Origin of the sequence: Paraburkholderia kururiensis (genome assembly GCF_034424375.1) — a bacterium.
Taxonomy (GTDB): Bacteria; Pseudomonadota; Gammaproteobacteria; order Burkholderiales; family Burkholderiaceae; genus Paraburkholderia; species Paraburkholderia kururiensis_A.
This window is the reverse complement of record NZ_CP139965.1, coordinates 1,358,141-1,379,205: the sequence shown is the minus strand read 5'-3', so window position 1 is coordinate 1,379,205 and position 21,065 is coordinate 1,358,141. Positions and strand designations below refer to the sequence as shown.

At 66.7% G+C, this 21,065-nt stretch carries 22 protein-coding genes; 16 read left to right on the top strand and 6 right to left on the bottom strand.

Going from position 1 to position 21,065, the window contains the following annotated elements:
* Window positions 1–22: 22 nt before the first annotated feature.
* A complete protein-coding gene (ahpC, locus tag U0042_RS06265; RefSeq protein ID WP_114811729.1) occupies window positions 23–586 on the bottom strand; it encodes an alkyl hydroperoxide reductase subunit C in 564 nt (187 codons plus the stop codon).
* Between the two features lie 465 nt (window positions 587–1,051).
* On the opposite strand from ahpC, the gene U0042_RS06260 reads away from it, so the two are divergent.
* The 4 genes from U0042_RS06260 to U0042_RS06245 all read left to right on the top strand — a co-directional run bounded on the left by U0042_RS06260 (window position 1,052) and on the right by U0042_RS06245 (window position 4,470).
* Entirely contained in the window at window positions 1,052–2,410 is a 1,359-nt protein-coding gene (locus tag U0042_RS06260; protein ID WP_114811727.1) for an aspartate aminotransferase family protein, read from the top strand.
* A gap of 25 nt (window positions 2,411–2,435) precedes the next feature.
* Entirely contained in the window at window positions 2,436–3,083 is a 648-nt protein-coding gene (locus tag U0042_RS06255) for a GntR family transcriptional regulator (RefSeq protein ID WP_114811725.1), read from the top strand.
* A gap of 20 nt (window positions 3,084–3,103) precedes the next feature.
* Window positions 3,104–3,688, top strand: coding sequence for an FUSC family protein (locus U0042_RS06250; protein WP_114811723.1), 585 nt, complete (start codon window positions 3,104–3,106; stop codon window positions 3,686–3,688).
* A 170-nt stretch (window positions 3,689–3,858) separates the two neighbouring features.
* Window positions 3,859–4,470 (top strand): DUF4337 domain-containing protein, encoded by a 612-nt coding sequence (locus tag U0042_RS06245; protein ID WP_114811721.1) that lies wholly within the window; start codon window positions 3,859–3,861, stop codon window positions 4,468–4,470.
* 49 nt (window positions 4,471–4,519) lie between these two features.
* Here the strand turns inward: U0042_RS06245 and U0042_RS06240 are convergent, their stop codons facing one another.
* The gene (locus tag U0042_RS06240) at window positions 4,520–5,653 is read right to left on the bottom strand and encodes a succinylglutamate desuccinylase/aspartoacylase family protein (protein ID WP_114811719.1); all 1,134 of its coding nucleotides are present in this window, start codon (window positions 5,651–5,653) and stop codon (window positions 4,520–4,522) included.
* A gap of 174 nt (window positions 5,654–5,827) precedes the next feature.
* Between U0042_RS06240 and U0042_RS06235 the strand changes: the two genes are divergently transcribed.
* From U0042_RS06235 to U0042_RS06205, 7 genes are all read left to right on the top strand, one after another.
* Window positions 5,828–6,772: a LysR family transcriptional regulator gene (locus U0042_RS06235; protein ID WP_114811717.1), complete on the top strand. Its 945-nt coding sequence runs from the start codon at window positions 5,828–5,830 to the stop codon at window positions 6,770–6,772.
* A gap of 161 nt (window positions 6,773–6,933) precedes the next feature.
* Window positions 6,934–7,557, top strand: coding sequence for an RNA polymerase sigma factor (locus tag U0042_RS06230; protein WP_114811715.1), 624 nt, complete (start codon window positions 6,934–6,936; stop codon window positions 7,555–7,557).
* 71 nt (window positions 7,558–7,628) lie between these two features.
* Complete coding sequence (locus U0042_RS06225; RefSeq protein ID WP_017775300.1) at window positions 7,629–7,859, top strand: RebB family R body protein; 231 nt, start codon at window positions 7,629–7,631, stop codon at window positions 7,857–7,859.
* A gap of 345 nt (window positions 7,860–8,204) precedes the next feature.
* Window positions 8,205–8,690 carry a hypothetical protein gene (locus U0042_RS06220; RefSeq protein WP_232833428.1) on the top strand — a complete coding sequence of 162 codons (486 nt, stop codon included), beginning with the start codon at window positions 8,205–8,207 and terminating at the stop codon, window positions 8,688–8,690.
* 49 nt (window positions 8,691–8,739) lie between these two features.
* Complete coding sequence (locus U0042_RS06215) at window positions 8,740–9,447, top strand: hypothetical protein (RefSeq protein ID WP_114811711.1); 708 nt, start codon at window positions 8,740–8,742, stop codon at window positions 9,445–9,447.
* Between the two features lie 79 nt (window positions 9,448–9,526).
* Window positions 9,527–9,853, top strand: a complete 327-nt coding sequence (locus U0042_RS06210) for a RebB family R body protein (RefSeq protein ID WP_017775296.1) — start codon at window positions 9,527–9,529, stop codon at window positions 9,851–9,853.
* A 74-nt stretch (window positions 9,854–9,927) separates the two neighbouring features.
* Complete coding sequence (locus U0042_RS06205; RefSeq protein ID WP_017775295.1) at window positions 9,928–10,266, top strand: RebB family R body protein; 339 nt, start codon at window positions 9,928–9,930, stop codon at window positions 10,264–10,266.
* Window positions 10,267–10,423: 157 nt separating this feature from the next.
* On the opposite strand, the gene U0042_RS06200 is transcribed toward U0042_RS06205, so the two are convergent.
* Entirely contained in the window at window positions 10,424–11,131 is a 708-nt protein-coding gene (locus U0042_RS06200) for a Crp/Fnr family transcriptional regulator (protein WP_232833427.1), read from the bottom strand.
* Between the two features lie 225 nt (window positions 11,132–11,356).
* Here U0042_RS06200 and U0042_RS06195 point away from each other — a divergent pair, with 225 nt between their 5' ends.
* From U0042_RS06195 to U0042_RS06180, 4 genes are all read left to right on the top strand, one after another.
* Window positions 11,357–12,400 (top strand): glycosyltransferase family 9 protein, encoded by a 1,044-nt coding sequence (locus U0042_RS06195; RefSeq protein ID WP_114811709.1) that lies wholly within the window; start codon window positions 11,357–11,359, stop codon window positions 12,398–12,400.
* A gap of 156 nt (window positions 12,401–12,556) precedes the next feature.
* Window positions 12,557–14,605 carry an elongation factor G gene (gene fusA / locus U0042_RS06190; protein ID WP_114811707.1) on the top strand — a complete coding sequence of 683 codons (2,049 nt, stop codon included), beginning with the start codon at window positions 12,557–12,559 and terminating at the stop codon, window positions 14,603–14,605.
* A gap of 240 nt (window positions 14,606–14,845) precedes the next feature.
* Window positions 14,846–15,112 (top strand): DUF4148 domain-containing protein, encoded by a 267-nt coding sequence (locus U0042_RS06185; protein ID WP_157977846.1) that lies wholly within the window; start codon window positions 14,846–14,848, stop codon window positions 15,110–15,112.
* Between the two features lie 286 nt (window positions 15,113–15,398).
* Window positions 15,399–16,268 (top strand): phage tail tip lysozyme, encoded by an 870-nt coding sequence (locus tag U0042_RS06180; protein ID WP_114811704.1) that lies wholly within the window; start codon window positions 15,399–15,401, stop codon window positions 16,266–16,268.
* Between the two features lie 102 nt (window positions 16,269–16,370).
* Here U0042_RS06180 and U0042_RS06175 read toward each other — a convergent pair whose 3' ends face one another.
* From U0042_RS06175 to U0042_RS06165, 3 genes are all read right to left on the bottom strand, one after another.
* On the bottom strand, window positions 16,371–18,026 hold the full coding sequence (locus tag U0042_RS06175) for a glycosyltransferase family 2 protein (RefSeq protein ID WP_232833426.1): 1,656 nt from the start codon (window positions 18,024–18,026) through the stop codon (window positions 16,371–16,373).
* A complete protein-coding gene (locus tag U0042_RS06170; RefSeq protein WP_114811700.1) occupies window positions 18,023–18,625 on the bottom strand; it encodes a cytochrome b in 603 nt (200 codons plus the stop codon). The genes U0042_RS06175 and U0042_RS06170 overlap by 4 nt, the downstream gene beginning before the upstream one ends.
* A 378-nt stretch (window positions 18,626–19,003) precedes the next feature.
* Window positions 19,004–19,900 carry a DMT family transporter gene (locus tag U0042_RS06165; RefSeq protein WP_114811698.1) on the bottom strand — a complete coding sequence of 299 codons (897 nt, stop codon included), beginning with the start codon at window positions 19,898–19,900 and terminating at the stop codon, window positions 19,004–19,006.
* Between the two features lie 274 nt (window positions 19,901–20,174).
* On the opposite strand from U0042_RS06165, the gene U0042_RS06160 reads away from it, so the two are divergent.
* A complete protein-coding gene (locus U0042_RS06160; protein ID WP_114811993.1) occupies window positions 20,175–21,053 on the top strand; it encodes a helix-turn-helix domain-containing protein in 879 nt (292 codons plus the stop codon).
* Window positions 21,054–21,065 lie beyond the last annotated feature (12 nt).

The following is a 21,065-nucleotide window of genomic DNA, read 5'->3' as shown; positions in this document are numbered from 1 at the left end:
ACCGGGGTCGTTATGAGAGCGTTTAGATCTTGCCGACGAGGTCCAGCGACGGCTTCAGCGTTTCGGCGCCGGGCGTCCACTTCGCCGGGCACACTTCACCCGGGTGCGACGCCACGTATTGCGCAGCCTGCACCTTGCGCAGCAGTTCCTTCGCGTCGCGGCCGATGCCGTTGTCATGCACTTCGTACAGCTTGATCTGGCCTTCGGGGTTGATCACGAACGTGCCGCGCAGTGCGAGACCTTCTTCTTCGATCAACACTTCGAAGTTGCGGGCGAGCGTCGCCGTCGGGTCGCCGACGAGCGGATAACGGATCTTGTTGATCGTGTCCGACGTGTCGTGCCAGGCCTTGTGCGTGAAATGCGTATCCGTCGACACGCCGTAGATTTCGACGCCCAGCTTCTGGAATTCGGCGTAGTGATCGGCCAGGTCGCCCAGTTCCGTCGGGCACACGAACGTGAAGTCAGCCGGGTAGAACACGACGACCGACCACTTGCCCTTGAGGTTCTCTTCCGAAACCGGCACGAATTCGCCGTTGTGGTATGCCGTGGCCTTGAACGGTTTGACTTGCGTGTTGATGAGAGACATGCGTGCTTTCCTTACGCGGTTGGGTTGAGACGTTTGGGTTGAGACATGAATAAAACTGCGACAGACGAAGAGTACGGGAATGCTGCACCGCTGCAAAATTGGTTAGTTTGATCGCGGGAATTGCCTATCCCTATCGCCTGCGAAGCCCGGCCGGGCGGGGCTCGGCGGCATTTTACCGTGCTCGCGGGGCGCGCGCCGGAGCGCCGCGTGAGACCACCGGCGGAGTCGCGCCCGCCAGGGGCGCCGGTTTATGACGCTTTCGCGACACCTTACGACCCACGACGCGGCGCCTTCGTTCCCCGACCGTTCGGCAACGGCCCGCCGTGCCGTCTCGCAAATTTGATCAAATTTACAGCGGCCGCTTTCCGTGCCAGGATTTGATCAAATCCAACCTTGCCCCGCCGCCGCGCTGATGCAGCAGTCCATGCGCACGCGGTCGCGCGTCGTCATTCGAAGGAGCGTCGCTTGAATATCCGTCACGGTGTGAACTGGGAACGCGCGCAAGCGCTGCTCGAACACGAGCGGCAGGCCTTTGCCGCGGCACGGCCGAAGTCGCAGGCGCTGTCCGCGCAGGCCGCACAGCATTTGCTTTTCGGCGTGCCGCTGCACTGGATGAACGACTGGTCCACGCCTTTCTCGCTCTATGTGGAGGAAGCGCGCGGCGCCCGCTTCACCGACGTGGACGGCCACCGCTACGTGGATTTCTGCCTTGGCGACACGGGCGCCATGTTCGGTCACGCGCCGCCGCCCGTGGCCCGTGCGCTCGCGGCTCAGGCCGAGCGCGGCTTCACGACCATGCTGCCCAGTGAAGACGCCGTGTGGGTGAGTGCCGAACTCGCGCGCCGTTTCGGCCTGCCCTACTGGCAGTTCGCGATGACCGCCAGCGACGCCAACCGCTTCGTGCTGCGCTGGGCGCGCGCCGCGACGGGCCGCGACAAGATCGTCGTGTTCAACGGCTGCTATCACGGCACGGTGGACGACGTGTTCGTCGATCTGATCGACGGACGGCCCACGCAGCGCGCGAGTCTGCTGGGCCAGGTGCACGACCTGCTCGACCACACGCGCGTAGTCGAATTCAACGACCTCGCCGCGCTCGCCGATGCGCTGAAACACAACGACGTGGCCTGCGTACTCGCGGAGCCGGCCATGACGAACATCGGCATGGTGCTGCCCGAGGCGGGCTACTGGCAGGAAGCGCAGGCGCTAATCCGCCGTCACGGCACGCTGCTGGCCATCGACGAAACGCACACCATCAGCAGCGGCCCCGGCGGCTACGCGAAGGCGCACGGCATCGAGCCGGACCTTTTCGTGCTCGGCAAACCGGTGGGCGGCGGCGTGCCTTGCGCGGTCTACGGCTTCAGCGCCGAACTCGCGGCACGCGCGCAGCAGGCGAAACGCACGGCGCCGCCCGGGCACTCGGGCATCGGCACCACGCTGACCGCGAACATGCTCGCCATGAGCGCGATGCGCGCGATGCTGGCCGAAGTCATGACCGAAGCGGCCTATACCCACATGTTCGCGTTGGCAAGCCGCCTCGAAAGCGGGCTCACCGAGGCCATCGCCCGCCACGCGCTACCCTGGTGCGTGACGCGCGTGGGCGCGCGCACCGAATTCCAGTTCACGCCCTCCCCGCCGCGCAACGGCAGCGAAGCGCGAGCCCAGCTGGACGATGAACTCGAACACATCGTTCATCTGTATCTGCTCAACCGCGGGGTGCTCATCACGCCGTTCCACAACATGATGCTGGTGTGCCCAGCAACAACGACGCAAGACGTGGACCGTCTCGTCGATACGTTCGACGCGTGCCTCGCCGCATTGACGTGAACCACGCAAAGGCACATCGAGGTCCATGAAAACTCGCCATCATCATTCGCTCCAGGACGAAACCTACGCCACGCTGCGCCAGTGGCTCACGGTGGGCCGCTTCGTACCGGGCGAGCGGCTCAAGATCCATCACCTCGCGGCGCAGCTGGGCGTGGGCGAGATGCCGGTGCGCGCGGCGCTGCAACGGCTCGCGGCCGAATCGGGCGTGATGAACGTGCCGAACTGCGGCGTCGTGGTGCCGCAACTCACGAAAGCGCAATTCGACGACGTGCTCAACGTGCGGCTGATACTCGAAGGCCAGGCCGCCGAGCGCGGCGTGCCGCATCTTTCCGCGCGCGACATCGGCCGGCTCGACACGCTCGCCGCCGCCATGGCCGATGCGCTCGCGCAAGGCAGGCACAAGCGCTACCTCGACGCCAACGAGAAATTCCATCTGATCCTCTATCGCGCGAGCGGCTCGCCGCTGCTCGTCGATCTGATCGAGACGGTCTGGCTCCAGGTCGGCCCCATTTCGAACCTGCTGTTCGGCGACGCCGCGTTCGCACTGACGCTCAACCACGCCCACGAAGCACTCATGCAGCAGCTGAAGCAACGCGATGCGGCCGGCGTGCGGCGCGCCATCGAACACGACCTCGAACACGCGGCCCAATACTTGCGGACACGGTGCGTATGAAAACGCCTTCCCCTCCACCGATGAAAACACGCGAAGAAAACCGTATCGATGCACTCGACGCCCTGCAACAGTCGATGTTCGATCTCATCAAAGGGCTACCGTTCAAGGGGCGCCTCGCGCAAGGGCTGCTGATGGCGTTGCAGGCCGTGGCGAGCGCGAGCCTCGCCTACGGCATCGGCCTCGCGCTGCATACCGAGCAGGCGTTCTGGGCGGCGATCACGGCCATCGCCGTCACGCAAAACAGCTACAGCGACACGATGCATCTCTCGCGCGACCAGTTCATCGGGGCGATAGCGGGCGGTCTCGTGGGGTTCGCGGGCGCGATGCTGGGCGGCGGGCCGGGCGCCACGCACGCCTCGCTCCATTTCGCGATCTACATGGCGAGCGTGGCCATCGTCATTGCGGGCTGCTGGTGCTTCAACATGGGAAGCGCCGCGCGCCTGGCCGCGATTACGACCACCATCGTGCTGCTCGTACCCGCCATCGGTCCGGCATGGAACATCGCGCTCGTGCGCTTCGCGGAAGTCACGCTCGGCACGGTCTGCGCGCTCGCGGTGTGCTGGGTCACGGAACGCATCGAGCGGCGCGGCACGGGCGCGTCGTAACGCCTATGGCCGACTGTCGCGCCACAACCTTGTGACCACAACCCGGCGGCCATGACGAGCGGGCTGCGACAAGACACGATACGCGCGCCATGGTTTTCCCGCGTGACTACGCGGCCCCGCTTTGTTTTACCCTAACGCCTTCCTTACGTCCCCTCAGAAAGCCTCACGCCATGCCTGAAGAATACGAAGTTCACGGACCCCACGATCACGCCGTCGAGCACGCGGCACATGGACACAGCGGCCACAGCGCCCATGGCAGCGGGCCGTCCGCCGACCCGCTGCCGGGCCGCATTGCGGTGATGACCGCCGTGCTCGCCACGGTGGGCGCGATCCTCTCCTACCAGAGCGGCACGACCGAAAACCTCGCGCTCTACTACAAGAACGAGGCCGCCATCCGCAAGACCGAAGCGGCCAATCAGTGGGCCTACTACCAGGCGAAGGGCGAGAAGCAGAACCTCGCGGAACTGGGCGCAGCGCTCGCGCCCGCCGATTCACCCGCGCGTGCGAAGTTCGAAGCCGACGTGAAGAAGTATCGCGACCAGAAGGAGCCCATCCGCACGCAGGCGGAAGCGCTCGAAAAGGAAGTGGAACGAAACGACGCGGCAGCCGAAACGCAGCTGCACCGGCACCACCGCTGGGCGCAAGCCACCACGCTGATCCAGATCTCGATTGCGCTCGCCGCCATCACGCTGCTCACGCGGCGCAACTGGCTGCAAGGCGTGACGATCGCCGTGGCCATAGCGGGCATTGCAACGGGCGTCGCGGCCGGGCTCGCGCTTTGATGAACGACGTGGGCAACCCGTGCTCACGTTCAGCGCGCGACGGAGGCGCTCACGCGCTCAGCAGCACCCCGCTGCGAATGGGCCGCACGCCGCTCACGCGGCCCAGCGGCGCACCGGCCGTCACGAAACGCACGGCGCGCCGCATGTAGAGAATGCCGTCGGTGCGGCTCGTGAGCGTGACCGTCTCGTCGGTGATCGGGTCGACGATGTCGAAGAGCGCGTCACCCGCGCGCACCGCGGCGCCCGGCTCCACGCGATGCACGAGGATGCCGCTCACCGGCGCATAGAAAGGCTCGCTGCCCGCAAGCGGCGTGGCCTCTGCGAGAAGCGCCGGCAGCGGCCTCGGCTCGCCGCGAATCGCACCACGCAGCTTGAGAAAGTCGACGATCGCGTCGGCGTCCTGTTGCGCCGTCTCCCACGTTACGTCGCGTTGACCGCGGCACTCCACCGTCGTTGCCACCGTGCCCGCCCGCACGGGCCGGCCTTCCGGCGCACGCTGCTGCAAGCGCCACCAGAAGAGGCTATGTGCTTCGTCGAACGCGATGCCGCCTGAATCCGTGGCGAGCAACGACGCCCGCGCACCCAGGTAGCGCGCGAGCGGTTCGAACGTCTCCCACCCTGCGTCGCTCGTGTACAGGTGCATGGTGGCTTCCAGCGAGCAATGCAGGTCGATCACCACATCGGCGTCGAACGAAAGCCTCAGCAGTTCCAGTTGCAGCGATTCGAACTCTGTCTGCGGCGTCTGCGCGGCAAGCGCGGCTCGCACGGCTTCGCGCACGATCTGCACGTTGCGTGCGGCGTCGCCCGTCAAGGTTTCTTCGACACCCGCCGTGAGCGCGGCGAGATCGAGGAAATGCCGGTTGAAGTTCTTGCCGCTCAGCAATTCGAAGCGACCGACGAATTGCCCCAACACGTTCTGCGCAAGACCCACGGGATTCGCCACGGGCACGAGCACGATCTGCGCGGCCAGCGCGCCTTGCGCCTCGAGCGCGGTAAGGCGGCGTCTCAGCATCACGCCGGTGAGCATGGCCGGCGTTTCGTCGGCATGAAGCGAGCACTGGATATAGACCCTGGCACCGTCGCTTGACGACGAGGAGGACGAAGAAGAACCGAAATGGAAACTGACAAGCTCGCGCCGCGTGCCGATGGCAGGCGAGAGCAAGGGCGTGACGCGCGTGTGCATGATGGGCGTGATGATCGTGATGAGCCGGGGAAAGCGCAGGAAGCTTCGCGTGCAGAGCCTTCGTCGGGACCTGAGCAAGAGCCGCCGCGCCGAAACGGCATGGTACGTTCGGCCGGTTGTCTGCACGAGTGCTGATCCCGCTATCATGATCGCCTTTTCCGATCGGTCGAAACCATGGCGCTCACGCTCGCGCAATTGCGCATCTTCACCGCTGTCGTGGAGCACGGCAGTCTGCGCGCGGCGGCACGCGCGCTCGGCACCGCACAGAGCGGCGTCACGCAACAGCTGCAAAACCTGGAGACCACGCTAGGCGCCACGCTCTTCACGCGCACGAATCGCGGCATTGCGCTCACGGCGTTCGGGCAGCGGCTGCTGGCGCGCGCCGGCGCGATCCTCGCCGAGTGCGAGCGCACCGAGCAGGAGATGGCGCAATTGCGCGGCACATTCGAAGGCACGGTCTCGCTCGGTATGACGACCGAGCCGCTCGTCGATACGCTCGCGCCCGTGCTCAGCGAGTTTCGTGCGCGCTACGAGCGCGTGGCCGTGCATCTCATGAGCGGCACGTCGCGCATGATGATCTCGTGGATTCGCGACGGCACGCTCGACTTCGCCGTGGCGCCCGTGTCGAAACAAACCGACGTTACCGGGCTGACGGTGACGAAGCTGTATGCCTCGGACCCGGTCGTGGTGTGCCGGCGCGGGCACCCGCTGGCTGCCGCCACGTCGCTGCGCCAGCTCGCGGGCTGCGAGTGGATTGCGACACGCGCCCCGCATCAGCCGGGCACGCCGCCCGGCACGGCGTCCGCCAACCGCCTCGTCGATCTGTTCGCCGAACATCGCTTGCCGCCGCCCAACATTTTCGTGACCACCGAAGCGCTGTTCGACGCACTGCACCTGATCATCGAAACCGATTGCCTCTCGCTGGAGCCGTCCGTGGTGACGCGGCACCGCTCGTTCTCGCGCCTGCTCGCCACCATTCCCATCCGGGAGCGCGTGAAGCGCACGGACATATGCCTGCTGCAACGTGCCGACGCGCCGCTCACGCCCGCGGCCCAGGAACTCGCCGCCATGGTGGCCTCTTATGCACGCGCAATGCAGGTCCGCAAAAGCCGCGCGTAGCACGCGATTCAACCAAAGCGCATGAGCGCTGCACACGTTCAGATGCAGTGGGCATGAAGTTGCGTCGAATCGAATGCGCGGCGCGTGTGTTGTCACCCAGGTAACAGCGACGGCCTCTACGCATCGCCAATCTCACGTGCACCCCATCACGCGAGATTGCGATGAGACCCGAGACCAACGTGTTACCCGCGGGCACGTTTCGCCCGCATGCCGATGCGTCATGCACGGCGAATGCGGCCTTCGAACGCGCGTGGCGTTCGGTTCATGGCCACCTCGAACAACGCGCGCGCAGCCTCGCGAAGGGCGATCGCGTGGCCGCCGACGACCTCGTCGCGAACACCGCGCTCAAGGCCCTCGTCTACATGCGACGCATGCCCGATCGCATCCGCAATCCCGAAGGGTTCCTCTTTACCGTGCTCAATCACGTGTTCCTCGACAGCGTGCGCCACGCGAGTCGCGAGGGCCGCGTGCTCTACTACTGCGACGAATCCGATGCCGACTACCTGGGCGCCGCCGCTGCCACGGCCATTTCGCCCGCGCACATCGTGGAGCTTGGCGAAGGACTCGCGCTGATTGCCGAGGCCATCGAACGGCTCACGCCCGCGCAGCGCCAGCTCTTCTCGCTCAAGTTCGAGCACGAGCTTTCCTATGCCGCGATTGCGGACGAACTGAACATCAACGAAGCGCTCGCGCGCAAACGTGTCGAGCTATTGCGCCGCAAGCTGCGCGCGGCCGTTGAAAAGCGCGACACGCGTCCACGCCCGCATTCACGAATGCGCGGCTGACGCGTTCTTACTGCCGTTACCCGAGCCGCGCCTCGCGATCCAACCGACCCACGACCTCAAGGAGAAACTCCATGGCGGATTCCACCGCAGTCAATGCCCAGATCACCGACGCCGTCACGCAAACCAACGTCAAGGTGGTGGCCGAGGCGCCGGCGCAGGCCATCGCCTCGCTCTACCAGGTCGCGAGCCACTCCGCGGGTTTGTCGCTGCAGAACGCGGTGCAGAGCCAGCAGTCGCTGAACCAGATATCGACCGCCGTGGTGTCGAAGGCCGTGGCGCTGATCATGGCGATCGGCGAATAGCGCAGCCGGCACGCGTGACGCGAGCAATCGAGGTCCACACTGGAGCACCCTCTCATGGCTATCTGGGATCTGTTTACGAAGGGCGCGCGGCCGGCGGCTGCGACACAGGGCAGCGGGGCGGCGCCGGGGGCGAGCGCAGGTGCAGGCACGACGGCGGGCACGGGCGCGGGCACCGACCCGAGCACGACACAGGACGCCACGGCTGCTCCGAAGGCTCAAGACAACGCGCCTGCGTCGGGCAGCGGGGCCGCGCCTACGCCTACGCCTACGCCTACGCCTACGCCAACACCAACACCAACACCAACACCAACACCAACACCAACTCCAACTCCAGCGCCACCGCCCATGCCCCAACAACCCACCCCGCTGTCGCGCATGAACACGCTGCTCGCCGCGCAGATGCAAGCGGCCACGCCGCCCACCGACGCGCTCAACAGCCAGATCGTGCAGGCGGTCCAGCTCACGAATGCGGAGACCGCGAGCTATGCGGCATCGCAGATCGCGACTGCGCCCGACATGATGATCAGCCAGGCATCGGGGCTTGTTGCGCAGTCGGCGGCGAATTACTTCGACGGCGTAAGCAAGCTCGCGCTCGCGAGCCAGGCCGTGCTGCTCAAGAAGATGACCGAAGACATCGCCAAAGAGAATCTGACCGGTGCCGCCGAAGACGCGCTGGGCGCGCTCGCCACCGATCTGCTGATGGGCGCCGCGGCCGCCGTCGCCGCAGCGGCCGGCGTGATCGAAGCCGATGCCGCGAGCTTCGCCATCGACAAGATCGATCAGAGCATCGCGAAGTACAGCCAGACACTGGCGAACCGCAAGACGAGCTGAGCCGCGTCGCGCCGCATTCAACCATTCACGAACGATACAAGGACACCCCATGAGCGACATCGAATCGCAGGTCTCCTCCTCGTTGCGCCGTCTCGCGGAGGCCTGGCTCAAACGCAGCCTGACGCCCGCCGAGGCGCGCGAACTCGACAACTTCCAGCAGTCGTGGGCGAACGGCGAATCGCCTGCAACAACGCCGGCAACGACACCGCCGCCCGCCGGCACGACCTCGAGTGACCCTGCCGATCACGCCCGCGCTCAAGCCGCGCAGGCGCTCGCCGAAGGACGCGAGCGCTCCGAAAACGTGATCCGCGACATCCTGCAGAAACTTCAGAGCACGGCCGCGCAGGCGTTGCAGGCCCACGAGCGCGAAGAGGCCGCCATCCTGAAGATCGTCGAGAGCGCGCGCTCGCTGAACGACCTGCGGCCCTCCGCGCTGAGTCTTCCCGGCAGCGGCGTGCCGCCCGCCGCGCAGCTCGTGCTGCCGCAGATCGCGGACCGTCTCGCGAATCTCGTGAAGAGCGAGGTGGAGCGCTGCTTCCAGCAGAACTTCGGCCCCTTGCAGCGCGAACTCGCGAACGCGCTCGCGCAACTGCACGACGCGAACACAACGTCTGCGGGCACGCAGCAGGACGGCACGCAGCAAGCCTCGACGCAACCCGCATCGGCGCCGCAAAGCGCAGCCGCGAGCAACGTCACGGGCAACGCCACCGGCCACGCCGACACCGTCGCGCAACCCGGCACGCCGCCCGCGGCCTGAGAGCTTCACAGAGTCCCATGGTGGACGTTCATGCAACCAGCGCGGCGCCTGCCGTGCACCAACCTCAAGGAGTCTCAACATGGCCTTTCCCACTTCCGTGAACGACCAGGTCACCGATGCCGTCACGCAGTCCAACGTCAAGGTGGTCGGCGAAGCGCCCGCCATGGCGATGGGTTCCATCTATCAAACGATGGCGCACTCCACCGGCATCCTGTTCGAGAACGCCGTGTCCGCGCAGCAGCAGCAGAACACGCTCACGCAGGCCGCCACCAACCAGGGCGTGATGCAGATCTACAGCCTCGACACGACGGCCGCCGCGGGCGCCACCGAAAAGGTCGCGCAGACGGGCGTGTCGGACAACCTCACGAGCCTGCTCACGGTGCTCAACGCGTTCCGTCAGCGCTAACGCGCGCCGCCGTCACGCGTGAGCCGCATGGCATCATCCTCAACGCATGAAACGCATGATTCAGGAGCACAGCAATGGCCTTTCCCACTTCCGTCAATAACCAGATCACCGACGCCGTCACGCAGTCGAACGTGAAAGTCGTCGCCGAGGCCCCGGCCATGGCGATGGGTTCGATCTACCAGACGATGGCCCACTCAACCGGCATCCTGTTCGAGAACTCGGTGTCGTCGCAGCAGCAGCAGAACACGCTGTCGCAGGCCGCGGCCAACCAGGGCGTGATGCAGGTCTACACGCTCGACACGACGGCTGCCGCGGGCGCCACCGAAAAGGTCGCGCAGACGGGCGTCGCCGACAACCTCACGAGCCTCCTCACGATCCTCAACGCGCTGAACCCTCCGGGCAGCGCGATCTGAGCGACCGGCACGCGAGTGCGCCTCACCGGCGCCACTCGCTCACAGCGCGCCGAAGCGGCACACCGCTTCGGCGCTTTCGTTTCGAAGGCGCGCGTTGCACATCAACGGCACCGCATCAACGGCAGCACATCAACGGCACCGCATCAGCGGCAGCGCATCAGCCGCCGGCCACGTTAGCCATGTAGCGCAACTGATCGACGTCGACGATCAAGAGCTTGTCCTGCGTCCACGTGACAAGACCGTTGCGGCGCCACGTCTGCAACTGCGCATTGAGCTTGGGGCGGCTCGCGTTCACCATGGCGGCGAGGCTGCTCTGGCTGGGCGGCAGCGGCACGACTACGCCGCCGTATTCGGCGCGCCCGCAGCGGTCCACCACAGAGACCAGATAACGCGCAAGCCGCGATTCGAGCCGATACAGGCAGACGGATTCCACGAACGCCGCTGCTTCGCGCAGCTTCAAGCGCAACAGCATGAGCAGACGCTGCACGAAGAGCGGCTCTTTCGTGAGTTCGGGAAAGTGGCGCCGGCCCAGAATGAAAATGCGCGTATGTCCGCACGCGAACGCCGCCGATTCGCGCACGCCCGACTCGACCAGCGCGGTTTCGCCCACCACGTCGCCGGGCTCCGTGCTGTTGATGATGAGCTCGCGTCCGTCGGGACCGTACATCACCGAATACACGCGGCCCGATACGACGAACGCCACGAAGTCGTCGGGATCGTGCTTGAGAAACAGCGCTTCCCCGTCGTTCAAGCGACGCTCCACCACGTGGGTCGCCGCGTGCCGCACCAACGCATGAGGCATGTCGCGAAACAGCACCGACTGCTGGAGGATCGCGCCGCGGTCTTCGCACGCGTCAGCCCCCATCTCCCATGATGAACCCCGTCCCCTTGCTCCCACTTTGGCCCCCGGCACAGTTTTCTATGGAACACGTTTGAACGTTCGAGTAGGTGTTCCGTGAAGCATTCATCATAGGAGTCGCGCGGGGCGCATATCGCCATGCATTGCGCACCGGCCTGCGTGGCCGTACGCAGTCGTGTACGATGCGCCTCGATCGACAAACGGGCCCGAGAGAGGGCAAGGGCAAGGACCATGACGACGTTGCGCCCCGACGAAGCGCTCACGCATCCCGGCTCGCTGCTGAGCGCAGACCAGCAGATCGTCGCGTCGTACGACTTCGAAGTGACGGGCCGCGACATCGAAGGCGCACGCGCACTCACCGCGCAGGACGGCATTGTCAGCGCGCTCGCCGAACCGCTACGCATCGACTACGGCCAGGTGCATGCGGCGCAGATCATCAACGGCATGGGCGTGACGCTCGGCGACTCCATCATCGGGCTCACGGCAATAGCGGCCATCGCGCATATGCATCCTCAGGTGCGCTTCACCGTGTACCGCCCGGCCGAAGCGCCGCGCTATGTCGAAGCGCTCTATGCCCTCGCGCAAGGCACCATCGCCGACTTTCGCCCCTTGCCCTGGCCGCTCGCGACGCTGCCCGCCGACGGGCCGCGCATCGACGTGGGCAATCATCTGTTCTGGCCCGCGTTCATGAAGCTGCCGATGATCGACTTCTTTCTCGAAGCGCTCGGCGTGGATGCGGCCACCATTCCCGCCGCGCACAAAGCCAACCGCTGGCTGCAACGGCTGCGACTACCCGCGCTGCCCGCCGCGTGGCAAAGCACGCCGTACGTGCTGTTCTGCCCCACGGCGAGCACGCCGGTGCGCAGCATTCCGGCGTCGGCGCACGCACGGCTCGTCGAAGCGCTCGCGCGCCGGTTCGATCTGCCCGTGCTCGGCTTCGGCGCCGTGGATCATCCTCGCTATCTCGACGTGAGCGCGCTGTCGCCGGATACCGCGCACTTTCTCGCCTGGGTCGCCCACGCGCGCTACCTCGTCACGTCGGACACCGCGGCCGTGCACATCGCCGCCGGCTTCGACGTGCCCACCACCGCGTTCTTCACCACGGTCGCACCGGCACTGCGCGTGCGCGACTATCCGCACTGCCGCGCCATCGCGCTCGACGTTTCGCCGTTGCGCGACATCCAGGCGAGCAGCCGCGAGGCCGACCTCGCGCTCGTCGAAGCGGCCTTGCGCGCGTTGTCGATCGACGACTCGCTCTTCGCCGGCAACGTATAGCGGGCGCGCTCGCGCGCCGTTATTGCGTTGCAGCGTAAGGGCTGCACGTCGAGCATCCGGTCATGCACCCCGCCCGCAACGCTGGCATACCCAGCTAGCCGTACCCGCTTTTTTCGCCAATAATGGCCGCACCTCCATCTCTGGACGAGGGCGGCCATGCACTACAGCCCGGAAGCCATCCGCACCATTGCTCTGGTGGGGCACGCAGGATGCGGAAAGACATCGCTGGCGGAAGCCCTCCTGTTTCAGGGCGGCGCAGTGCATACGCAAGGCACCGTGGAGCGCGGCACCGCCCTGTGCGACTTCGATCCGCTCGAACGCAAGTACCACCACTCCCTCTCCTCCGCCGTCACCCACTTCCACTATCACGACACGCGCATCTATCTGCTCGACACGCCGGGCTATCCCGATTTCGCCGGCCTTTCGATCAGCGCCCTGCCCGCCGTGGAGACCGCGGCCATCGTCATCAACGCGCGCACCGGCATCGAGATGACCACGCGCCGCATGATGGCGTACGCCGAAGACCGCAAGCTGTGCCGCATGATCGTGGTGAACGGCATCGACGCCGAGAAGGTGGACCTGCCGCGTCTCTTCGCCGAGATTCAGGAAGCGTTCGGCAAGACGTGCCTGCCCATCAATCTGCCCGCGCAACAGGGCCGCGACGTGGTGGACTGCTTCTTCAATCCGTCGGGCGAGGCGGACTTTCTTTCGGTGGAAGCGGCGCACAACGCGCTCATCGATCAGGTGATCGAACTCGACCCGGAACTCATGGAGCTTTATCTCGAGCAAGGCGAGGCCATTCGCCCCGAGCAGTTGCACGCGCCGTTCGAGCGCGCGCTGCGCGAGGGGCATCTCGTGCCCGTGTGCTTCACGTCGGCGGCCACGGGTGCGGGCATCGGCGCGCTGCTCGACGTCTTCGTGCGTTTGCTGCCGAACCCCACCGAAGGCAATCCGCCGCTCTTCTATCGCGAAATCGAAGGGCATGTCGAAGTCGTGCATGCCGAACCGGTGCCCGACAAGCACGTGCTCGCGCATGTCTTCAAGATCGTGATGGACCCGTACATCGGCAAGATGGCGGTGTTCCGCATTCATCAGGGCACCGTGACGCGCGACAGCCAGCTCTATATCGGCGAGGGACGTCAGCCGTTCAAGGTGGCGCATCTGCTGATGCTGCAAGGCAAGGATCACGCCGACATCCAGCGTGCCGGCCCCGGCGACATCTGCGCCGTGGCGAAGGTGGACGAGATCGGCTTCGATGCCGTGCTGCACGACGCACCCGAAGACGGCAACATCCATCTCACGCCGCTCGATTTTCCCAAGCCTATCTACGGACTCGCCATCGAACCCGCGCGGCGCGGCAACGAACAGCGCCTGTGGGAAGTCCTGCAAAAGCTCGCTGCCGAAGACCCGTGCCTCGTGATCGATCACCCTGCCGGCACGAACGAAACCGTGGTGCGCGGCCTCGGCGAATTGCATCTGCGCTACATGCTGGAGCGCCTCACGGAGCAGTACAAACTCGAAGTCGTCACGCGCCCGCCCAGCATTGCGTGGCGCGAAACCATCGGCGGCAGGGCGGAGGGACATTGCCGCCACAAGAAGCAGACCGGCGGCGCCGGCCAGTTCGGCGAAGTCATGCTGCGCGTGGAGCCGCTGCCGCGCGGCGCGGGCTTCGAATTCGTGGATGCCGTGAAAGGCGGCGCCATTCCTGGGCAATTCATTCCAGCCGTCGAAAAAGGCATTCTTCAGGTGATCGAGAACGGGCCGCTCGCGGGCTTTCCGATGCAGGACGTGCGCGTCACCGTCTACGACGGCAAGAGCCATCCCGTGGATTCGAAGGAAGTGGCCTTCGCCACGGCCGGCCGCAAGGCGTTCATCGAGGCCGTGCTGAAGGCGCAGCCCATCGTGCTGGAACCGATCGTCGATATCGAAGTGATGGCGCCCGAGGCCGCGATGGGCGACGTGATCGGCGACCTCTCGGCGCGTCGCGGCCAGGTGCACGGCACGCGCACCGTGGGCGGCAACGCGATCGTGGTGGCGGGCAAGGTGCCGCTCGCGGAACTCAACGACTATCAGTCGCGGCTCAACGCGATCGCGGGCGGCGACGGCAACTACAGTATCCAGTTCAGTCATTACGACCCGGTGCCGCCGGGTCAGCAGGAACGGCTCGCCGCGCAGCACCGCAGCGAGGCGAACAACGCAGACTGACGAGCGCCGTGCCTGGTCGCTCGCGAGTCCCGATTAAATAAGCTGCTTCGAGCGGGAATAACCCCCACCTGCGTGCGGTTCACCCTGCACGTGCCGCTTTCGTGCGCCCACCGCCGCCTCCACCGCGGTCGTTTCATCTGCACAAAGCCGCACGCGAACCCGGGCATATCGCGTTCCACTTCACGACGCATCGCATCGGGACGATCCACTCCGGTCCCATTTCGGCGAATGGAGCACATCATGAAGCTTTCACTCCTGATCACAGCAGCCGCGCTCGCACTCGGCGCCGCTCAGGCTTACGCACAGACCGACGCCACCAGCACGGCGGCCACCCAGGGCGACAACGCCGCCATGACGAACGACGCCGTGGGCGGCCAGTTGCCCGGCATGAGCGCGAGCGGCGCACCGCATGCGAAGACACGCGCCGAGGTCTATCAGGACTTCCTGCGCGCGAAGCAGGACGGCACGCTCGACCGCATCAACGCGCTGTACGGCGGCGGGGATTAACCTGCCGCGCCCCACAGAACCACCCACCCCACCCCGCTTTGCGCCGCCGGCCGCTGACGGCGGCGCTTCCGTTCTCTCGCCGCCGCACCCCGGTTCGCTCCCGCCGCACGCTCGCGTTCGCTTTGCGACACGCCGCTTCGCGCGCCTGACGGCACGGCCATGACGCATGAATAAAGTGTCCTGAAGCCATCAGGCGGACGGTGCTCGCCTGTGCGCTGTCGTGTCGTTCGTGTTCGTGCTTGCGTTTGTCCGGCTTCCCGTTCTTACTCACGACCCGGTCGCTACCATGAGCAACACCATCACCAGTCAGTACCTCCGCACGCAGACGCCCGTAGACGACGCGCAGGCCGGCAACACGCCGCCTGCCTCGGACATCGAGCTGCGCATCATGCAAGACATCGAACAGCTGCTCGCCGACCTCAGCGTCGCCACGGCGAACGGCGACTTCGATACCGGCAGCGGCAACACGGGAGGCGGTGGAGGCGGCTTCGGCTCGGGCGCCTCGAATTTCTTCCAGGCACCGGCGTTCAACCTCGGCTCGGCAAGCGGCACGAGCGGCGGCACCACGCCCGCCACCACCGGCACAACGAGCGCTCCGGTCATGGGCAACAGCGGCACGCCGAACGGGCAGTCGGGCTCGCCGCAGCAGACGGGTTCGGTCATTCCGCTCAGCACCGCGCCACAAACCACGGCACTCACGCCCGAGCAAAGCAAGCAGACAGCCGACGCCTACGTGTCGAACCTCCAGCACGACTTCGGTCTGACGCGCGACCAGGCCGCCGGCATCGTCGCCAACCTGTGGCACGAGAGCGGCGGCATGAATTCGGGCATCAACCAGGGCGGCGCGATCGGCGCGCCCAGTTCGAACATGGCCGACGACAACGGCAACGGCTACGGCATCGCCCAATGGGGCGGCTCGCGCAAGCAAGGGCTCATCGACTACGCGCACGAGCACGGGCTCGACCCGTCGAGCCAGGCCGCCAATTACGGCTATCTGAAGCAGGAACTCGAGACCTCGGAATCGGGCGCCATCGCGGCCGTGAAGAACACGAACAGCGCCCAGGCCGCCACGGCTGCGTTCTGCGACGTGTTCGAAAAACCGAGCGACCCGGAAATGGCTTCGCGCCTGAGCCACCTTTCGGAGATTCTCGCGTAAGCGAGCGTTGCGTTTGCGGCGGGCGCCGCATTTGACCGCTGGCATTGGACGGCCGGCTCGTCGAAGGGCCGCGGCCGCTGAGCGGCGCAGCCCTCCAGGTCTTCAACGGCGGGCTTCGTCCACCAGCCCCGTTCGCTCCTGCACGCCCCAGCTCTTGCGCGCCGTCAGCAGATGCAGCCAGCCGAGCGCCGCGCCCGTGTGCCGCAGCAACTGGAAGCTGAACGGCTCGGCCAGCGCCGCGAGAACCGCGAGCGCGAAATGCGAGCTGCGGCGCTCGCCCGTCCAGCGTCGGTACAGATGCACCGACCACACGTGAAACGCGAGATCCACCACGATCTTCGCGACGATTACCGCCGACACCGAAAGCGCAATACCGATGCGTCCCGTGTAAATGAACATCAGCAGCAGCACGAACGCCGTGAGGCCGTAGATAGGCTGCAACGTATCGATGGCCTTCACCGGCATCATCAGAAGCCCCAGCGCCCCATAGCGCCGGTTGCCGGCCATGTCGCGGTTCCAGTACTGCGTCTGGAGAAAGCCCGCGAACCAGCGGCGCCGCTGGCGCAGGAACGCGGCGAGCGAGCCGGGCGCGTCGGTCTGCGCGTGGGCCGTGCCGATCACGCGCACACGCCACGTCTTGCCGTGCTCCACGGCGTAGCGGCGCAGCCGGTGAATCAGCTCGTAGTCTTCCACGAGGCATTGCGTGTCGAAGCCGCCCACCGCGACGAGCGCCTCGCGACGAAAGCAGGCGAACGCGCCCGACACCAGCAGCAGGCTATCCGCCCGCATCCACGCAAAGCGCGAAATGAAATTGCGGATGTACTCGTAGGTCTGAAACCACTGGAAAAAGCGGCCCGTCAGCGTGCGCGCGCACATCGGCGTGATGATGCCCGTGGCCGCCACGAGTTCGGGCTCGCGCGCGAAGGCGTCGCGCATCGCGGCGCAGGCGGTACCCGCCAGGCGCGTGTCGGCATCCACGGTGAGCACGGTGTCGGTATCGACGGAGGCAATCGCCACGTTCAACGCATGCGCCTTGCCCGCGTGCGGCAGGCGCAGCCAGCGCAGCGTGGGGAACAGCACGCTCGGCGCGCTGATCTGCCCTTCGGGCGGCGGCACGAGACCGTAGCGGCCCGCGAGCAGCGCGGCGGTGCCGTCCGTGGAGCCGTCGTCGGCAATCACGATCTGCGCGGGCGGCGCGTCCTGTTCGAGCAGCGCCTTCAGCGTGACGGGCAGCACCGACGCCTCGTTCCAGGCCGCCACGATCACACCGAGCGTGGGCTGCGCGGCTTGCGCTGCGGTGCCGCGTTCCTGCGAAGACGGCGACTTCATCAGCGGCAGTGTCTTGAACGCGACGAAGGCGAGCAGCAGCGTGTCGTACACGACGTAGGCAATGCCCACGGACCACGCCACCACGTTGTGCAGGAAAAACGCGCGGGCGAACAGCACGACCCACACCGCGAGCACGCCGCCGTGGATCAGCACGCTCACGAGCGGCGTGCCGCGCGGCGTGACGCGTGACGAGGCCTGGGCGAAGGCGTCGCTGAGTGTATGGGGCGCGGGGCGGGCCGGCTGGTTAGCCGACGACGCGCAGCGCGGCGACCGGGCGTGCAGGTCCGCGGCCGGGCTCGCCGAATGGCCCTTCGCGTTGCGCCTGGGGGCGCGCCGGGGAGCCCCATTAAGGTCGCGATTGAGGTCGCAACTGACGTCGCGCTCGTGCTCGCGCCTTTCGAGCGCCGCCAGATCGGGCACGGAACTCATGGCCACATCCGCCGCAGCACGGAGTGCCGATCGATCAGCTCATGCTTGAGCGCGCCGCCCACGTGCAGCGCCAGCACCAGATAGAGCGCATAGCCGAACCACGTGTGTATGGCGCCGAGCACGTCGTGCATGTGCTCCTTGAACTGCGGCTCCAGATGCATGATGAAGCCGACGCGCGGCCACGGCACGAGGTGGAACAGCGTCATGGGGTGCGTGCCCGCGTCCTTCCAGGCCGAGTCGTGGAACCAGCCCGAGAGCGGCAAACCCAGCATGATCGCGTAGAGCAGCCCGTGCGCCACGTGCGCCGCCACGCGCTCCGCCCGGGGAAACGCGAGCGGCAACGGCGGCGGCCGGTGCGACGCGCGCCACAAGATGCGCATGAGCACGAGACCCAGCACGGTGATGCCGATGGACTTGTGCGTATCGATGACGGGGCGCACCCAGGCGTCGGGCAAGGCATCGACGGCCAAGGCCAGCGCCACGTTGCAGAGAATGCCTGCGGCAATGGCCCAGTGAAGCAGGATGGCGACGCGGCTGTAGCGCGCCGACGGCCCGGGGCGGGCGCGTTCGGCCTGCGCCCGTAGAGTGTTGGTGTTCATCGTGGCTCGGCTGGAAGCGGGAAGGTTCTGCAACGGGACATCAGGACGGCGCGGACGGAGCCCGCCGTGCAGTTTTACCGCGCAGTCACCGCGCAAGCGGCACGCGGCACTGCCAGCAATAACGCCCGGCCGACGTACTTTATTCCCTCGCGCTTCGGCCCAGCAGTTTCTTCCGGCCCCTAAAAGGCGCGCCACAGGCTTCCCACCGATGCCGCCAAGCGATGCCGTGCAAGCCGCCCGCCAGCCCGGACGGCTACAGATTCACTCTTCGGCACACAGCATGAACAAGGCCCGGCCATCAACGGAAAACGCGGCACGCCCAGCACGTGGCAGGCCGCCGCGATTGCTCCGTCGTCAGCCGTCGTCCATCCAGCGGGGCTATGAACTGGCGCGCCGGACGAACACGCGGCGCGTGACGTCGAACGCCACGAGGTTGCCGGCCACCACGAGCAGCAAGCCCACCACGGCAAGCGGCGACCACTGGTAGCCCTCGAACACCGTGGAGACCGCCAGCGCGACCAGCGGGAACAGCACCGTGCAGTAGGCGGCACGCTCCGGGCCGATGCGCCCCACGAGCGTGAGGTACGCCGTGAAACCGATCACCGACCCCGGCACCGCGAGATACGCGAGCGCCCCGAGATAGCGCGGCGTGAGTTCCACCGTGAACGGCAGGCCGGCCAGCGCGCTGCCGAGCGTGAGCACCGCCGCGCCGATCAGCATGGCCCAGCCGTTGGTGACGAGCGGATTGAGCCCGATCGACTGCATCCGGCTGGACAGCAGATTGCCCGCGGAAAAGCACATCGTGCCGAGGAACGCGATGGCAAGGCCTGGCCACGTGCCGTGGTCGCCGACATGCCCCGCCATCTGTTGCAGGAACAGGCACGCAATGCCGGCAAGGCCGAGCGCCGCGCCCGCAATGGCCGACGGCTGGAGCGGCCGCCCCATGAAGAGCCGGCCGTTGATCGAATTGAGCAGCGGCGCGGTGGAGAACACCACGGCCACGAGTCCGCTCGGCACCGCCTGCTCGGCGTAGTAGAAGCACAGAAAGTTGATGCAGAAGAGCGCAAAGCCCTGGGCGACGAGAAAGCGCCACGCGCCGCGCGGCGGCTTCATGGGCCGCTTGAAGAGACGCAGCAGCAGGAACATCGCGGCGGCCGCGAGCCAGAAGCGCCACGCAATGGAAACAGGCGGCGGCACCGCGCCGAGCTGCCATTTGATGGCGATCCACGTGGTGCCCCAGATCAGCACGGTGACGGCGTAAAGAAAGAGATTCATGGCGCAATGAACATGGGTGAGTAGCGAACCTGGGCCTGGTTTTGAAGGAGTCTTTGCTGCGCCGCTCTCGAACCGCGGACGCAAGCTGCCCAGCAACGCCCACTGTGCCGCCGCGCACCATCCGCGCGTTGTCCAGAATTGCGGTCTTTTCGGGCTCCCGCCGGCGCCCGGCAACCCGCGGCCTTATACTGGCGCGACCATGTGCGACCCCATCCTTGCCTGCGCGAACGACGCCCCGCCCGACTCCCTCGCCCGCCTGCGCGAAGCCGGCGAGATGCCGTTCGGGCTGCATTCGGTGTGCCGCACGTTGAGCGAAACGGACGCGAAGCTCGAACGCTTCGCGTGGCTCGGGGACCAGCTCGCCATCGCCGAATGGTCACGCTTCACCGACGAAGTCGAAACCGCCTACGACCACCCGGGCCATCACACGCTGTCGTGCTACCTGGACGGCGGCTATCGCACCGAGCGCCGCAAGCTGCCGGGCCGCTATGGCGCGCCGAGCCGCCTGTGCGCGCTGCCGGGCGATCACGAGTCCTCGTGGTGGGTGCGCGGCGAAATGCACTTCCTGCACCTCTACTTCCTGCCCGAGCATTTCACGCGCCGCGCGGTGCAGGAACTGGACCGCGAACCGCGCGAACTCACGCTCGCCGACCGCACCTATTTCGAGGACGAACGCATCGCGGCGCTATGCCGGATGCTGATCGACGAACACTGGGACGACGCCGACGGCAAGCTGCGCGTCAACGAAACCGCGCACGAAGTGCTGAGCCTGCTGCTGCGCGGACAGAGCGCCACGCGCGCGGACCTCGCGTTGAAGGGCGGACTCGCGCCGGCCGTGCGGCGGCGCCTGTGCGAGTACATCGACGCGCATCTCACGCAGCCCATCACGCTGGGCGATCTGGCCAACGAGGCCGCGCTCTCCGAATACCATTTCGCGCGGATGTTCCGCCTTTCGTTCGGCGCAGCGCCGCATGCGTGGATTGCCGGCCGGCGCATCGAACGGGCACGCGCGCTGTTGCGCCACACCGCACTGCCGCTCGCCGAGGTGGCCGCGCAATGCGGCTACGCGAACGCGGCGCACTTCAGCCATCGCTTTCGCGACGCGCTCGGCGTCGCGCCGAACGCGTTCCGCCGCATCATGCAGGCGGCTTGACGGCCGCCTGCT

Bases quoted from the DNA above. Each gene is read 5' to 3' on its own strand.
- ahpC (WP_114811729.1), bottom strand. From the start codon at position 586: ATGTCTCTCATCAACACGCAAGTCAAACCGTTCAAGGCCACGGCATAC.
- U0042_RS06255 (WP_114811725.1), top strand. From the start codon at position 2,436: ATGAAAACTCGCCATCATCATTCGCTCCAGGACGAAACCTACGCCACG.
- U0042_RS06250 (WP_114811723.1), top strand. From the start codon at position 3,104: ATGAAAACACGCGAAGAAAACCGTATCGATGCACTCGACGCCCTGCAA.
- U0042_RS06245 (WP_114811721.1), top strand. From the start codon at position 3,859: ATGCCTGAAGAATACGAAGTTCACGGACCCCACGATCACGCCGTCGAG.
- U0042_RS06240 (WP_114811719.1), bottom strand. From the start codon at position 5,653: ATGCACACGCGCGTCACGCCCTTGCTCTCGCCTGCCATCGGCACGCGG.
- U0042_RS06235 (WP_114811717.1), top strand. From the start codon at position 5,828: ATGGCGCTCACGCTCGCGCAATTGCGCATCTTCACCGCTGTCGTGGAG.
- U0042_RS06230 (WP_114811715.1), top strand. From the start codon at position 6,934: ATGAGACCCGAGACCAACGTGTTACCCGCGGGCACGTTTCGCCCGCAT.
- U0042_RS06225 (WP_017775300.1), top strand. From the start codon at position 7,629: ATGGCGGATTCCACCGCAGTCAATGCCCAGATCACCGACGCCGTCACG.
- U0042_RS06220 (WP_232833428.1), top strand. From the start codon at position 8,205: ATGCCCCAACAACCCACCCCGCTGTCGCGCATGAACACGCTGCTCGCC.
- U0042_RS06215 (WP_114811711.1), top strand. From the start codon at position 8,740: ATGAGCGACATCGAATCGCAGGTCTCCTCCTCGTTGCGCCGTCTCGCG.
- U0042_RS06210 (WP_017775296.1), top strand. From the start codon at position 9,527: ATGGCCTTTCCCACTTCCGTGAACGACCAGGTCACCGATGCCGTCACG.
- U0042_RS06205 (WP_017775295.1), top strand. From the start codon at position 9,928: ATGGCCTTTCCCACTTCCGTCAATAACCAGATCACCGACGCCGTCACG.
- U0042_RS06200 (WP_232833427.1), bottom strand. From the start codon at position 11,131: ATGGGGGCTGACGCGTGCGAAGACCGCGGCGCGATCCTCCAGCAGTCG.
- U0042_RS06195 (WP_114811709.1), top strand. From the start codon at position 11,357: ATGACGACGTTGCGCCCCGACGAAGCGCTCACGCATCCCGGCTCGCTG.
- fusA (WP_114811707.1), top strand. From the start codon at position 12,557: ATGCACTACAGCCCGGAAGCCATCCGCACCATTGCTCTGGTGGGGCAC.
- U0042_RS06185 (WP_157977846.1), top strand. From the start codon at position 14,846: ATGAAGCTTTCACTCCTGATCACAGCAGCCGCGCTCGCACTCGGCGCC.
- U0042_RS06180 (WP_114811704.1), top strand. From the start codon at position 15,399: ATGAGCAACACCATCACCAGTCAGTACCTCCGCACGCAGACGCCCGTA.
- U0042_RS06175 (WP_232833426.1), bottom strand. From the start codon at position 18,026: ATGAGTTCCGTGCCCGATCTGGCGGCGCTCGAAAGGCGCGAGCACGAG.
- U0042_RS06170 (WP_114811700.1), bottom strand. From the start codon at position 18,625: ATGAACACCAACACTCTACGGGCGCAGGCCGAACGCGCCCGCCCCGGG.
- U0042_RS06165 (WP_114811698.1), bottom strand. From the start codon at position 19,900: ATGAATCTCTTTCTTTACGCCGTCACCGTGCTGATCTGGGGCACCACG.
- U0042_RS06160 (WP_114811993.1), top strand. From the start codon at position 20,175: ATGCCGTTCGGGCTGCATTCGGTGTGCCGCACGTTGAGCGAAACGGAC.